This is a genomic window from Actinosynnema sp. CS-041913 (assembly GCF_050942485.1).
Lineage (GTDB): Bacteria > Actinomycetota > Actinomycetes > Mycobacteriales > Pseudonocardiaceae > Actinosynnema.
In genome coordinates, this window is record NZ_CP192037.1 from 3,400,634 (window position 1) to 3,414,136 (window position 13,503).

The following is a 13,503-nucleotide window of genomic DNA, read 5'->3' on the forward strand; positions in this document are numbered from 1 at the left end:
CGGCTGTCTGCGGGGGTTGTCGCCGGGCCGGCGTTGACAGTTCGGACCTCCGTATTCCGATGGCACGGGGCCGGTGGAACGCCTGGGCGAAGTCGGGCTTCCGCCAAATGGCCCTTCGGCACTGCGACTCCGCGCCGGCCATCTCCCCGGCCGGGCTATTTCGTGTTCTTATCGTTCTCTAATCTCCATGCGATCCACTTCGTGCATTGCTCCTACCGTGGAGGCGGTGCCCATGTCGGGTGTGACGCTGGAGGCTCGTGGGTTGTCGAAGTGGTTTGGTGGGCGTTCGGCGGTGGAGTCGGTGAGTTTCACCGCGCGGGTGGGTGAGGTGATCGGGTTGTTGGGGCCCAACGGTGCGGGGAAGACGACCACGATCCGGTTGTTGTCCACGGTGTTGGTGCCGTCGGCGGGGGAGTTCTCGGTGGCGGGGGTGCCGGGCAGTCGGCCGGCGGAGGTGCGGGCGCGGATCGGGGTGCTGCCGGAGAGCGCGGGGTATCCGCCGCACCAGACGGGGGTGGAGTACCTGGCGTATCACGCCCGGTTGTTCGGGCGGTCGCGCGGGCAGGCGGTGCGGGTGGCGGTGCGGTTGCTGGACCAGGTGGGTCTGGCGGGGCGGGCGTCGTCCCGGATCGGCTCGTACAGCAGGGGGATGCGGCAGCGGTTGGGCATCGCCCGCGCGCTGGTCAACGATCCGGTGGTGGTGTTCCTGGACGAGCCGACGCTGGGGTTGGACCCGGCCGGGCAGCGGGAGATCCTGGCCCTGGTCCGGACCGTCGCCCAGGCCCGCGGTGTCACCGTGGTGCTGTCCACCCACACCCTCCCCGAAGTAGAGGAAATCTGCTCGACCGTCCTGATCCTGGACAAGGGCAAGGTGATCGTCCACGACACCGTCGCCGGGATCACCGACACCGCGACGCGCCGCCGGGTCGGCTACGTCCGGGTGCCGCCCGACCAGGTGGTGCGCGCCAGGGAAGTGCTCGCGGCGGTGCCCGGCGTGGAGGTGCTGCCCGACGACCGGGTGAACACGGTCGGGTTCGCCGCGGCGGACGGCCTGAACGAGGCGCTTTCCGCCGTGCTGGACGCCGGCGTCCCGGTGCTGTCCTTCGGGATCGAGGGCGCACGCCTGAACGACGCGTTCCTCGCGATCACCGGTGGTGAGCAGCCGTGACCGCGATCGCCGAACCGGACACCGGCCCGGCCCGGCCCGGGTGGTGGGTCATCGCCGGGCAGGAGAGCCGTGACCTGTGGTTGGGCGGCCGGGGGGCGGTGCTGCTGTTCGCCCACAGCGTCCTGCTCAGCGCCGTGACCTACCTGGCCGCGACCAACCAGATCCTGAACTTCCTCGAACAGCGCGAAGCGGTCAACCTCCTGCTCCAGGTCTCGGTCGCGGTGGGGGTGCTGATCACCCTGGTCGTCGCGGCGGACGCGATCAGCGGGGAGCGCGAGCGCGGCACGTTGGAGAGCCTGCTGCTGACGCCGGTCTCGCGCGGCGCGATCGTCCAGGGCAAGCTGGCCGCCGCGATGTCGTTGTGGGGCGGCACGTTCCTGGTCGGCCTGCCGTACCTGTGGGTGCTCGGCCACGGCGTCGGGGCGGTCGCCGGCGCCGTGCTGCTCGGGCTGCTCGTCGGGACGCTGCTCTCGCTCGCCATGGCCGCGATCGGCCTGCTGATCAGCGCGGCGTCGAGTTCGAACAAGGTGAGCCTCGGGGTGTCGCTGTTCCTGGTGCTCGCCCTGTTCGCGCCCACCCAACTGCCCGCGATGCCGACCAGCGCGGTGGGGGACGCCCTCACCCGCGTCAACCCGGTGACGGCGGGGATGCACTACCTCCAGCTCGTGGTGCTCAAGGGGCACACCTGGACGCAGGACCTCACGTACCTGGTCTCGCCCGTCGTGGCGGTGGTCGGCGCGATCGTCGCGCTGGCCGTGGCGGGACCGCGGATCGTCCGGCTCACCGGAGGGGGTGGACCCGCATGAGGCACGCGGGCGCGCTGGTCGCGGCGGTGTTCCTGGCCCTGTGGGCACCCGGCACGGCGGCGGCCACGGTGGAAGTGACCGTGGACGGGACGAACGTCGAGAAGCCCGTCGGGTCGTACCTCGACATCCGGTCGACGGTGACCAACAAGGGGTCCGAGCGGACGGGGAAACTCGTCGCGCACCTCAACGTCGCGTCGCTGAACGGCGTCTACGTCGACCTGGAGGACTGGACGGCCGGACCCACCCAGGCGGTGGAACCGTTGGGGCCGGGGGAGAGCACGACCGTGTCGTGGGACATCCAGGCGGTCAACGCCGGAACGTTCGACGTGTACGCCGTGGTGCTGCCCGACGGACCGGGGGCGCTCACGGTGAGTTCGCCGATCCACGTCGAGGTCACCGGCCGCCAGACCCTGGACCCGGGCGGCGCGCTCCCGGTGGCGCTGGCGATCCCGGCGGTGCTGGGTGTGGTCGTGTACTTCGTCCGCCGACGATTGCGCGCCACTGCCTGAAGCCCGGCACGGAGAACGAGGGTGGTCCCGGGCAATCCGGACGACCCTCGTTCCCTTGCTGTCGGTGACTTCCTTGACGTGTTCTACCTCAACGATCAGACTCGACGCGCGTTGTGCCGACGGCCTGCCAGGTGCAACGTGTTCCGGGAATGTGGCGTGCGCGGCGGGAGGGCGATCGCGAGTCCGGCATCGGCGGGAATCCTCAGAAGTGGGGTCATCATGGCAATGTCCAGGCGGACGATCATGGGTGCCGGGTCCGCATTGGCGGCGACGGCGGGCATAGCCGTCACCGGCCGCACCGCAAGCGCCGCCGCGCCGGCCGACGGGGATGATTTCAAGCCCAGCCAGCGCTATCCCGACCCGGCCGTCCGGGCGCTGGACCCGAGTTTCGAAAAGTACATGATCTTCTTCGCGGCGGTGGAGCGGGTCGCCACCGGTGACACCCGCTACACCGAAGGGCCGGTCTGGTTCGGTGACGGCCGCTACCTGTTGTGGAGCGACATCCCCAACAACCGCATCCTGAAATGGGAAGAGGAGACGAAGGCGGTCAGCGTCTTCCGCGCGCCGGCGAACTACGCCAACGGCAACACCCGCGACCGGCAGGGACGCCTCGTCACCGCCGAGCACGGGCGCCGCATCACCCGCACCGAGTACGACGGGACGATCACCGTCCTGATCGACCGGTTCGACGGCAAACGCCTCAACTCGCCCAACGATGTGGTCGTCGCCTCCGACAATTCGATCTGGTTCACCGACCCCCCGTTCGGCATCTCCGGGAACTACTCGGGCGACAAGGCGCCGGCCGAGTTGCCGAACAACGTCTACCGCCTCGACCCGGCCGGTAAGGCGACGGTCGTGGCGGGGGACGTCGCCGCGCCCAATGGCCTGTGTTTCTCACCGGACGAGAAGATTCTCTACGTCGTCGACTCCAGGTCCACACCGGTCAGCATCCGCGCCTATGACGTGGTGGACGGTCTCACGAAGCTCGCCAATGGCCGCGTCTTCTTCACCTGCGAAGCGGGCGAGTCGCCGGACGGTATCCGCTGCGACGTCGACGGCAATCTGTGGTGCGCCTACGGCGCGGTGAAGGAAGGCATCGACGGGGTGCTGGTGTTGTCGCCGGCAGGCAAGCGCATCGGGCACATCGCCCTGCCCGAGCGCCCGGCGAACCTGTGCTTCGGCGGCCGTAAGCGGAACCGGGTGTTCATGACCACGGGCCGTGCCGTCTATTCCCTCTACGTGAACACCCAGGGCGCCCTCGGCGGCTAGTGCCCAAGACGTGCCAGGCCGTCGGCGCGGCGTACGGGCCGGCGGCGTCCGGAGAACGACGAACGAGGGCGGTCCCGGCAATCGGACCACCCTCGTTCGCTCGTCGGTGGCCATCCCACCTCGGCGTCACGACCTAGGCGGGAGCCGGGTCGGGCGCGGGCTGTTCCCGCTCGCGACGCCGCCGGCGCGGCGTGCGGGGACCGCCGAACTTCAGGTAGAGCGACGGTGTCACGAACAGGTTCAACAGCGTCGAGGTGAACAGCCCGCCGATGATGACGATCGCCATCGGGTGTTCGATCTCGTGGCCGGGCAGATCACCCGCGACGGCCAGCGGGACCAGCGCGAGACCGGCCGCCAGCGAGGTCATCAGGATCGGGGCGAGGCGCTCCAGCGCACCGCGCAGCACCAGGTCCTCGCCGAACGGCTCGCCCTCCTCCCGCTCCAGGTGCCGGAAGTGGTCGATCATCAGGATGCCGTTGCGCGCCGCGATGCCCAGCACCGTGAAGAACCCGACGAGCGAGCCGAGCGAGAGGATCCCGCCGGTCAGCAGCGCTCCCAGCACCCCGCCGACGAGCGCCATCGGCAGCGTCAGCAGCACCAGCAGCGCGAGCCGCCAGCGGTTGAACGCCGTTGCCAGCAGGAACAGGATGCCCAGCACCGCGACCCCGGAGAACAGCAGCAGCCGGTCCTGCGCCTCGCGTGCCTCCTTGTACTCGCCGATCAGCTCGGCGTGGAACCCGGCCGGGTACTGGACCTGGGCCATCCGCTCCTGCACCGCCTGCGCCACGGTGGCCAGCGCCGCACCCTCCTTCACGTTCGCGCCCACGTCGATGCGGCGGGAGCCGTTCTCGCGGAGGATCTGGTTGGGCGACGGGGCCAGCTTGACCTCGGCCAGGTCGCCGATCGGCACCTTGCGGCCGTCCGCGGCGTCGATCAGGAGGGCTCGCACGCTCTCGACGCTGTGCCGCGCCTTCGGGTGGCTCCACACGTGCACCTCGGTGTTCTTGCCGTCGCGCCAGATGTCGCCCGCTTCCTCGCTGGAGATGAACGTGGCGGCGGTGCGGCGCACCTCGCCCGGCGTGATGCCGTACTGCGACGCCTTCTGGAGGTCCACCTCCACGTGCACCTGCGGGATGTTGGTCTGGAGCGTCACGTGGGCTTCCTTGATCCCGTCGACCCCGCTGATGCTGTCCTTGACCGCGTTCGCCTTCTCCCGCAACACCTCCAGGTCGTCGCCGTAGATCCGGACGATGATCGCGTCGCTGCCCCCGGTCAACACCTCCTTGGTGCGCTCCTTGAGGTAGGTCTGCACGTCGCGCTGGAGCCCGGGGTAGCCGTTGACCACCTGTTGCACCGCCGCGACGGTCTTGTCGTAGTCCACGTCCGGCGAGATGCTGATCCAGTTCTCGGTGAAGTTCATGCCGACGACCTCGTCGGCGAGCGTGCCCTGCCCGATGTGCGCCCCGAAGTTGCGGACGCCCGGTATCGCGCGCAGCTCCTTGCTGACCTGCTGGGTGATCCGCACCATCTCCTCGCGGGACGCGCCGGGCTGGGCCACCCAGTGCATCAGGAAGTCCCGCTCCTTGAACGAGGGCAGCAGGTTGTTGCCCAGCAGCGGGAGCGCCGCGATCCCGGCCACCACCACCACGGCGACGGTCGAGTACGCCACGCCGGGCCGGGGGATGATCCGGGCCAGCAACGCCGCGTAGCCGCGCTGGAGCCACGTGATCAGCGGCGAGTGGTGCCGTTCGATCGGGGCCTTCGCCAGCAGCATGAGCGCCAGCGCGGGGATCACGGTCAGCGCCACCACCAGCGAGGCGAGGATCGACAGCCCGTAGGCGAAGGCGAGCGGCCGGAAGAACGACCCGGTCAGGCCGCTGAGCATGAACACCGGCACGATGGACACCAGGATGATCAGCGTGGCGTGCACGATCGGGCCGCGCACCTCCAGCGAGGCCTCCAACACGATCTTCGCGGTCGACTTGTCGCTGCCCTCGCGTCTGTGCTGGCGTATTCGCCGGACGATGTTCTCGATGTCGATGATGGCGTCGTCCACCAGCACGCCGAGCGCGATCACCAGCCCGGCCAGGATCATCACGTTGATCGTCGCCCCGGCCACGTGCAGCACGAGACCGGCGGCCACCAGGGACAGCGGGATGGTGACCGCGCTGATCAGCGCGACCCGCCACTCGAACAGGAAGAAGATCAGGATCAGCATGACGAGGCCGAACCCGATCAGCATGGCGCGCCCGAGGTTGTCCACCGACTGCTCGATGAACGTCGCCGGCCGGAAGATCTCGGTGTCGACCTTCAGGCCCTCCATCCCCGGCGCGAACTCCTTGAGCGCCTCCTCGACCCCGCGCGTGACCTCCAGGGTGTTGCCCCACGGCAGCTTCTCGATGATCATCATGATGCCGAGGCCGTCGTTGATCACCGCGTCGCCGGTGAGCAGGGACGGCGGCATCACGTCGTCCCTGATCTCCGCCACGTCCTTGAGGTAGACCTTGGGCGCGCCGGGCGGGGTCTCGATCGGGATCTCGGCGAGCTGCTGGCCGTTCAGCCGGGGTAGCTGGTGCTGCACCGGGAACCGGTTGTTGGGCGTGTCGACGTACCCGCCGGTGCCGATCTCGAAGCCGCCCTTGAACTTGAGCTGCCCCACGTCCACCGCGTTGCCGGTGGAGCCCAGGACCTGCTCCATGGTGACGTTGTGCTGCTTCATCAGGTCCGGGTCGACCAGCGCCTGCTTGACGTGCCACCGGTCGCCCCAGATGGCGGCGTTCGCCACGCCCGGAATCCGCATCAGCCGCGGTCGGATCGTCCAGTACGCCTGGAGGGCCATGTCGACGTGGGCCGCGTCGGACTTGTCGTCCTGCGAGATGCCGATCTTCATCACCCGGCTGGTCGAGGACAGGGGCTGGATCATGAACGGCGAGTTGGCCCATCTCGGCAGGCGCGGTGAGATGGCGTTGAGGCGCTCCTGGATCAGCAGCCTCGCCTCCATCAGGTCCGTGCCCGGCGTGAAGATCATCACGATCGACGAGAGCTGCGACACGGACTTCGACCGCATGGCGGTCAGCCCCTCGATGCCGTTGAGGCCCTGCTCCATCGGCACCGAGACGAGCTCCTCCACGTCGCGGGCCGACAGTCCGATGCAGACCGTCTGGATCTCCACCCTCGGCGGCGCGAACTCGGGGAAGGCGTCGACGGGTGTCGACTGGAGCTGCAGGACGCCGAAGAACATCAGCATCGACGCGGCCACCACCACCAGGAACCGGAGCTTCAGGCTCGTCTGCACAATCCAGCGCATCATGGCGCGGAACTCCTATCGTCCCGAGTGGACGTTCACGGACTACTTCCCGACCCCGAGTTCGGCGCCGTACAGCTCGATGACGCCCGTCCGCACGACCTTGGTGCCCACCGGCGGGCCGGACGACAGGTGCGCCTCGGACCCCCGGTCGCCGCCCACGTTCGCGACCACCACCTTCTCCCGCGCGTAGCTGCGCGACCCGGTCTCCACGAACACCCACGTGTTGCCGTCCGCGCTGTAGATCACGGCGGCGTACGGCACCACCGACCCGGACGCGCCGGCGGCGACCGCCACCGTCTCCACGCCGATGCGCTGCTGGGCCCGTTCGGTCAGCGTCACGCTCTTGACCTCCTTGCCGGAGATCGCCGCGACCGTGGCGGGCTGCTCCACGGGCCCGTCCTCGGCGGTCGGTGCGCCGGCGCACCCCGCCGCACCGCAGGCCAGGACGACCAGCGCCGCTCCGATCCATCGCCTGCTAGGCATCTGCCTTCTCCTTCGCCGTGAATCGCAAGTAGAGGCCGGGCAACAGGAACAGGTTCACCAGCGCGGTGGTGACCAGGCCGCCCAGGATGATCAGAGCGAGCGGCATCGCGACCTCCAGCCCGGCCACCACGCCGAAGAACGTCAGCGGGGCGAGCGCCAGCCCGGCCGCCAGCAGGCTCGTCACGGCCGGCGTGAACCGCTGCCGCGCGCCCAGCAGGACCCCGTCGGGGTCGTTCGCGGCGGACTCCTGGAGGTGCCGTACCTGGAGCAGGTTGCCGCGCACCGCGACGGCGAACACGGCCAGCAGACCCAGCAGCGCGACGATCGACACGCGGTCGCGCAGCAGCACGGCGACCAGCACCCCGCCGGCGAGTGACGCCGGCAGCAGCAGGGAGGACAGCGCGGCCATCCGCCAACTGCGCAGCCCGGCCTGCAACAGGAAGAAGATCAGGATGACCGCGCCCACCACGTAGGCCCAGATCCGGAAGTCGGTGGACGCCTTCGCCTGGCTCTCCCCGAGCACCTCCAGGTGGTGCTCGCGCGGGAAGGCGACGCCCGCGACCTTCTGCCTGACCTCGGCCGTGACCGCGTCCAGCCCCCGGCCCCGCACGTCCGCCACCACGTCGAGACTGCGGGACACCTGGTCGTGCCAGATCATCGCGGGCTTCGGGGTGATGCGGACGTCCGCGACGTCACCGAGCCTGACCTGGGTCAGACCCCCGTCCGGGCCGCCGGTCGGGGCGTCGATGAGCAGGTTCCGGACGCTGTCCGGGTTCTGCCGCAACTCGGGCGTGCCCCACACCACGACCTCGAACACCTTCTGCTCCTCGAACAGGTTGCCTGCCACCGTCGCGGCGACCAGCGTCGCGGACGCCCGGCGCACGTCACCCGGCTTGAGCCCGTACCGCGCCGCCTTGTCGACCGACACCTCGATCTCCATCGTCGGCGCGACCTGCGTGCTGTTGACGCGGGGCGAGGCCACGCCGCTGATCCCGCCGAGGATGCCGCGCACCTCTTCGGCCTTGCTGTCGAGCACCTCGTAGTTGTTGCCGTAGACGCGCACGACCAGGTCCGACGTGCTGCCCCGGGTGACGACCTCGCGGACGCGCTTGTCGGTGTAGGTGAGGACGTCGCTGCGCAGACCGGGGTAGCCGGTGACCACCTCGCGCACGGCGTCGAGCGTCCTGCCGTAGTCGGCGTCGGGTGCCATGCTCAGCCACACCTCGCCGGAGTTGATGTTGACCACCTGGTCGGAGGCCAGCGCGCGGCCCGAGTGCGCGCCGACGTTCCGCACGCCCGCCGTCCGGCGCAACTCGCCGGTGAGCGCCGCCGTGATCCGGTTCATCTCCGGTCGCGACGTGCCCGGCGGGGCCTCCAGGGCGATCAGCAGATCACGCTCTTGGAGCGTCGGGGACAACGGCCGCGCGCCGAGCAGCGGCAGCACGGCCACCCCGACGACCAGCAGCACGCCCGCCACCGCGAAGGCCCAAGCGCCGCCGCGCAGCAGCCGGGCCAACACCGCGGCGTAGCCGCGCTCCAACCGTTCGGCGACCGGCGACGGCCGGTGCCGCACCGAATCACCGGACAGCAGCACGGTCGCGAGCACGGGTGCGAGCACCAGCGCGACGACGAACGACACCAGCGTCGCGACCAGGAACCCGATCGCGACCGGCGTGAGGAACGCGCCGCGCACACCGTCGAGCACGAAGATCGGAGCGACCGACACGACGGAGATCGCCGTCGCCACGAACAGCGGCCCGCGCACCTCCAGCAGCGCACCGCCGATCACGTCGGGCACACCGCGATCACCCCGGTCACGCAACCGCTGCCGCACGTTGTCGACCCCGACGACGGCGTCGTCCACCACGACCGCGAGCGCCATCACCAGCCCGGCCAGCGTCATGAGGTTCAGCGGCACCCCGAACCACGACAGCACCAGCACGGTCAGGGCCACCGAGGCGGCGACCGACACCAGACCGACCAGCGCGGACCGCCAGTTGAAGAGGAACGCGCCGAGCACGAGCAGCAGGAGGAGGCCGCCGAGCAGGAGCGACAGCGCGAGGTTCTCGGTCATCCGTTCCACGAACGTCGCCGGCCGGTAGACCGTGGTGTCGACGTGGATGCCCTCCAGACCGGGCCGCAGGTCGTTCAGCGCCGTCTCCACCCGCGCGGTGACCTCCGAGACGCTGGTGCCGGGGAAGCGCTCGACCACGAGCATCAGGCTCGGCTCGTCGTCGACCACCGCGTCACCGATGAGGATCTGGTGGTCCTCGGTGATGGAGGCGACGTCGGCCAGCTTGAGGCCGCGGCTCTCGGCGCCCTGCACTGTCACCTGGCCGAGCTGGGCCGCCGACTTGATCGGCTGGTTGTGCTGGATCTCGATGCGCTGGTTGGCCGTGTCGACGAAACCGCCGAGACCGGGGGTGGACGCCTCGACGAAGGTCAGCGGCGACACCCACAGCGCGTTCGCCGATGTGCGCAGCACCTGGTCCAGCGTGACCGCGTTGCGCGCCAGCCTGGACGGGTCGACCTGCACCTGCAACTGCCGGTCGCGGAAGCCCCAGATGGCGACGTTCGCGACGCCCTGCACGCTGAGCAGGCGTGGCACGATGGTCCAGCGGGAGAGCAGGGACATGTCGATGAGCGACTTGTCCTTGCTGGACAGGCCGACCATCATCAGCCGACCGGTGCTGGACAGCGGCTGCACGACGAGCGGTGGTTTGGACGACGCCTGTGGCAGCGCCGGTGCCATGGTCAGGCGCTCCTGCACGACTTGGCGCGCGCGGATCGGGTCCGTGCCCGGCTCGAACGTCATCTCCAGCGACGCGAGGCCCGGGATCGTCCGCGACTCCAGCTTGTCGAGCCACGGTATGCCGTTGAAGAACTCGTTCTCGATGGGGTTGGTGATCAGGTTCTCGACCTCCTCGGCCGACAACCCGAGCGCTTCCACCTGAACGTCGACCCGGACCGGCCCGAACTCCGGCAGCGCGTCGACCGAGGTGTTGCGCAACTGCACGAAGCCGAACGCGAGCAGGGCGACCGCGACCGCCAGGACCAGGCGGCGGTACTTCTGGCTCGACCCGACGATCCATCGCATCATGCGCGAAACGATGAACCGCGATCCTTGCAACTCGGTCATACCGACCTCATAGTCCGGTCATACAACTCGGACCGGGGCCTGCTTCAGCCGAGCGCCCGCACGACCTCGGCTGGATGCGACTGGACGAGCACGGTGTCGGGGTTGTCCAGCAGGTCCGTCCGCAGAAGTGCGGGTTCGGCGTGACGTGCGGCCGTGCCGGGACAAATCAGGTCGACGGCTCCGGTGCGGGTCGCTATTTTGCCCCGGGTGCCCGCTTTCGAGGAGATCACCCGCCACCACGACGTCGACCCCAACGAGAACCCGTGGGTCCTGGGCCCGCCGGCACCCGAACGTGTCCTCCTCGTCCCGTACAACCCCGAGTGGCCGCTGCGGTACCAGGCGTTGGCGGCGGACATCCGCGTGGCACTCGGCGACGCGGCGCTGGACGTCGACCACGTCGGCTCGACGTCCGTCGAGGGCCTCGCCTCCAAGGACGTCATCGACATCGACCTGATCGTGGCGGACTCCCGCGACGAGGACACCTACGTGCCCGCGCTCGAACGCCTCGGCTACGTCCTGGTGATCCGCGAACCGTCGTTCCACGAACACCGCGCCCTGCGCCTCGGCGAACCCAGGGTCAACCTGCACGTGTTCGGTCCGGACTGCCCCGAGGTCATCCGTCACCGCATGTTCCGCGACTGGCTGCGAACCCACCCCGAGGACCGCGCGCTCTACGAGAACGCGAAACGAACGGCCGTCCCCGGCGGCGGCACCGTCATGGACTACAACCAGCGCAAGGAGGACGTGATCCGCGACATCTACGACCGGCTGTTCCGCGCGGCGGGAATGCTGTGACTCCCACCGCCCGGCAGAGCCGTGAGGCAGTGCGGACTGCCTGACAACACGCCCGGCCCGTCAATCGGGGGAACCGCTCAGGCTGCCGCCGCTCGATCCGGCGAGGTGGGAGACCACCTCTGCCACCTTCGCGGTCCGGCGTTGGGTGCGGAACAGGCCCAGTGCCTGTGTCCACTGGGACCTGGCGAAAGCATGGTTGCCGAGCGCGGTGTGCGCGAGGCCGAGCCGGTGCAGGGTGTCGGCCTCGTGGAAGGAGTGGCCGACCGCCCGGAACAGCGTCAGGGCCGACCCGATCAGCCACACGTCCCGGTGGTAGGCGCGGTCCGCCGACATCCGCTGGGTCGCCAGCAGCGCGGCGTGCTCCGCGTCGAACCACGCGAGCACGTCGTCGGCGTTCGTGAAGGCGAGCGGCGTGCTGTCCCGGATCGGGAGGTCGAGGTCGTCGGGGAACCGACCGAGGTTCGACCGCGCCCAACGAACCGCCAGAGCGGTCTTCCCCGCGCCGCCCATCCCGGTGATGAGCAACACCAGCCCGGCGTCACCCGCCTCGCCGGCGTCGTTCAGCGCGTCGGTGAGCCTCGCCTGCTCGGCGGCGCGGCCGACGAAGCGACGTGACGTGGCAGGCAACTGCCGAGGCGCCGAGACCGACCCCCGCGCCGTGCCGCCCCAGTTGATACCCCCGTACACCACACCGGCCTGGGTGACGCCCCCACACCCCGCCCTCGACCCCGGGCAGGACGTACGGCTGCCGCCGGTACGCCCTGCCGCACCGCATCCGCCACCTCGGTGGTCAGCAGATCGCGTGGATGGCGTCGGCCTTGTCGGAGTTGGCGCCCAGGTTGAGCGTTGTGCCGGGATGGACCGTTCCCAGGTGCTGCCAGGCCGAACCGGTCCAGTTCGCGATGTTCACCCGATGGCTGGTCCGGTTGCGGGCCGAGTCGGCGCGGTCGCCGAACCCTTCCAGGCCGATGTTGATGAACCAGCACCCCTCGACGCGCTGGTAGAAGCGCCCGACCCCGTTCGCGGAGTCGTACAGGCAGAAGGTGCCCGGGTCGCATTCCCAGGCTGGGATCGGCGCGGCGGCGGTCGCCGGTGTGGAGGTCGCTCCGGCGACCGTGGCTGCGGTGAGCACCACGGCCGCGCCGAGCCCGGCGAGTGTGGCGGCGTTGGACATCGATGTTCTCCTTCGTCTTCGGCCCTGTGGGTGTTCGGTCGTCGGGGGAGCATGCGACGTCCGGAAAGACGGAGGACAGTCGGAACGATATGCGCACTTCCCCTCGTGCTTTTGCGGAGTAATCATCTTCCGGTCGACCACGATCCTCGCCGACCCTCGCGCGTGGCAATTACTCGAAGGGGTGACATATACCTTTCCCGGATTTACACCGGCGGGATTGCGATCAAGATGACCGAACGCACATCCTCGGCGCGCGCGCAACCCGGCGACACCCCGTGACGTCACCGCATCCGATCACCGAACAACCGATCCGCAGCCGGCCACTGCTCACCGGATACCGGCGGCGGCCATCACCTGACGGTCCACCGCTGGTGGGAGCCGTACGCGCAGGACGACTGGACAACCGGGGTGCCCACGACGTGGCTCGCCTCGTCGACCGTGACGCACTTGCCGCTGTCCGCGTTCCTGAACATGGAGTCGAACGCCCCGATCCTGTCCCATTGCTGGTGGCCGGACCCGTTGCAGGTCCACAGGGTGAGCAGGTCCCCGAGCCCCGAGTGGTCGACTTCCAGGCATTGCCCGCTCAACGCGGACACGATGTGGTGCCTGCCGCTGCCCAGGTGGTCGAGGTCCCACTGCTGGCTCGGGCTGTCCTCCTCGCAGGGCTGCTGGAGGATCGACGGTCTCGGCAGGAGGTCGGGGCCGACCGTCAGGCACTGGCCGCTGTGCCGAACCACGAGCAGGGAAGCCATGTCCGGTGTCGCCTGACCCGTGACGCCGGAACCGAGCACGAGCGCTGTCGTGATCAAGGCCGCTCCGAGTCGGCGGACGGTCCTGGCCATTCGTGGCCTCC

General features: G+C 69.7%; 12 protein-coding genes. 5 read left to right on the plus strand and 7 right to left on the minus strand.

Annotation, left to right across the window (positions count from 1 at the left end; translation table 11 throughout):
• The first annotated feature begins 232 nt into the window (after positions 1–232).
• From ACQPZF_RS16310 to ACQPZF_RS16325, 4 genes are all read left to right on the plus strand, one after another.
• Positions 233–1,168: an ABC transporter ATP-binding protein gene (locus ACQPZF_RS16310; RefSeq protein WP_433274577.1), complete on the plus strand. Its 936-nt coding sequence runs from the start codon at positions 233–235 to the stop codon at positions 1,166–1,168.
• A complete protein-coding gene (locus ACQPZF_RS16315) occupies positions 1,165–1,974 on the plus strand; it encodes an ABC transporter permease (RefSeq protein WP_433272423.1) in 810 nt (269 codons plus the stop codon). The genes ACQPZF_RS16310 and ACQPZF_RS16315 overlap by 4 nt, the downstream gene beginning before the upstream one ends.
• A complete protein-coding gene (locus ACQPZF_RS16320; RefSeq protein WP_433272425.1) occupies positions 1,971–2,483 on the plus strand; it encodes a hypothetical protein in 513 nt (170 codons plus the stop codon). The genes ACQPZF_RS16315 and ACQPZF_RS16320 overlap by 4 nt, the downstream gene beginning before the upstream one ends.
• A 78-nt stretch (positions 2,484–2,561) precedes the next feature.
• Positions 2,562–3,752, plus strand: coding sequence for an SMP-30/gluconolactonase/LRE family protein (locus ACQPZF_RS16325; RefSeq protein ID WP_433272427.1), 1,191 nt, complete (start codon positions 2,562–2,564; stop codon positions 3,750–3,752).
• 133 nt (positions 3,753–3,885) lie between these two features.
• Here the strand turns inward: ACQPZF_RS16325 and ACQPZF_RS16330 are convergent, their stop codons facing one another.
• The 4 genes from ACQPZF_RS16330 to ACQPZF_RS16345 all read right to left on the minus strand — a co-directional run bounded on the left by ACQPZF_RS16330 (position 3,886) and on the right by ACQPZF_RS16345 (position 10,911).
• Positions 3,886–7,062: an efflux RND transporter permease subunit gene (locus ACQPZF_RS16330; RefSeq protein ID WP_433272429.1), complete on the minus strand. Its 3,177-nt coding sequence runs from the start codon at positions 7,060–7,062 to the stop codon at positions 3,886–3,888.
• A gap of 39 nt (positions 7,063–7,101) precedes the next feature.
• Positions 7,102–7,542 carry a hypothetical protein gene (locus ACQPZF_RS16335; protein ID WP_433272431.1) on the minus strand — a complete coding sequence of 147 codons (441 nt, stop codon included), beginning with the start codon at positions 7,540–7,542 and terminating at the stop codon, positions 7,102–7,104.
• Positions 7,535–10,642 carry an efflux RND transporter permease subunit gene (locus tag ACQPZF_RS16340; protein ID WP_433272433.1) on the minus strand — a complete coding sequence of 1,036 codons (3,108 nt, stop codon included), beginning with the start codon at positions 10,640–10,642 and terminating at the stop codon, positions 7,535–7,537. Before ACQPZF_RS16340 ends, ACQPZF_RS16335 begins: the two co-directional genes overlap by 8 nt.
• 83 nt (positions 10,643–10,725) lie before the next feature.
• The gene (locus tag ACQPZF_RS16345) at positions 10,726–10,911 is read right to left on the minus strand and encodes a hypothetical protein (protein WP_433272435.1); all 186 of its coding nucleotides are present in this window, start codon (positions 10,909–10,911) and stop codon (positions 10,726–10,728) included.
• Here ACQPZF_RS16345 and ACQPZF_RS16350 point away from each other — a divergent pair.
• Positions 10,889–11,476, plus strand: a complete 588-nt coding sequence (locus ACQPZF_RS16350; protein ID WP_433272437.1) for a GrpB family protein — start codon at positions 10,889–10,891, stop codon at positions 11,474–11,476. The genes ACQPZF_RS16345 and ACQPZF_RS16350 overlap by 23 nt on opposite strands.
• Before the next feature lie 60 nt (positions 11,477–11,536).
• Here ACQPZF_RS16350 and ACQPZF_RS16355 read toward each other — a convergent pair whose 3' ends face one another.
• From ACQPZF_RS16355 to ACQPZF_RS16365, 3 genes are all read right to left on the minus strand, one after another.
• Positions 11,537–12,166 (minus strand): hypothetical protein, encoded by a 630-nt coding sequence (locus tag ACQPZF_RS16355; protein WP_433272439.1) that lies wholly within the window; start codon positions 12,164–12,166, stop codon positions 11,537–11,539.
• Between the two features lie 100 nt (positions 12,167–12,266).
• Positions 12,267–12,650 (minus strand): peptidase inhibitor family I36 protein, encoded by a 384-nt coding sequence (locus tag ACQPZF_RS16360; protein ID WP_433272441.1) that lies wholly within the window; start codon positions 12,648–12,650, stop codon positions 12,267–12,269.
• A gap of 350 nt (positions 12,651–13,000) precedes the next feature.
• Positions 13,001–13,492, minus strand: coding sequence for an RICIN domain-containing protein (locus ACQPZF_RS16365; RefSeq protein WP_433272443.1), 492 nt, complete (start codon positions 13,490–13,492; stop codon positions 13,001–13,003).
• Positions 13,493–13,503 lie beyond the last annotated feature (11 nt).

Coding starts and splice junctions, on each gene's coding strand:
- ACQPZF_RS16310 (WP_433274577.1), top strand. CDS start 233: ATGTCGGGTGTGACGCTGGAGGCTCGTGGGTTGTCGAAGTGGTTTGGT.
- ACQPZF_RS16330 (WP_433272429.1), bottom strand. CDS start 7,062: ATGATGCGCTGGATTGTGCAGACGAGCCTGAAGCTCCGGTTCCTGGTG.
- ACQPZF_RS16320 (WP_433272425.1), top strand. CDS start 1,971: ATGAGGCACGCGGGCGCGCTGGTCGCGGCGGTGTTCCTGGCCCTGTGG.
- ACQPZF_RS16365 (WP_433272443.1), bottom strand. CDS start 13,492: ATGGCCAGGACCGTCCGCCGACTCGGAGCGGCCTTGATCACGACAGCG.
- ACQPZF_RS16335 (WP_433272431.1), bottom strand. CDS start 7,542: ATGCCTAGCAGGCGATGGATCGGAGCGGCGCTGGTCGTCCTGGCCTGC.
- ACQPZF_RS16340 (WP_433272433.1), bottom strand. CDS start 10,642: ATGATGCGATGGATCGTCGGGTCGAGCCAGAAGTACCGCCGCCTGGTC.
- ACQPZF_RS16360 (WP_433272441.1), bottom strand. CDS start 12,650: ATGTCCAACGCCGCCACACTCGCCGGGCTCGGCGCGGCCGTGGTGCTC.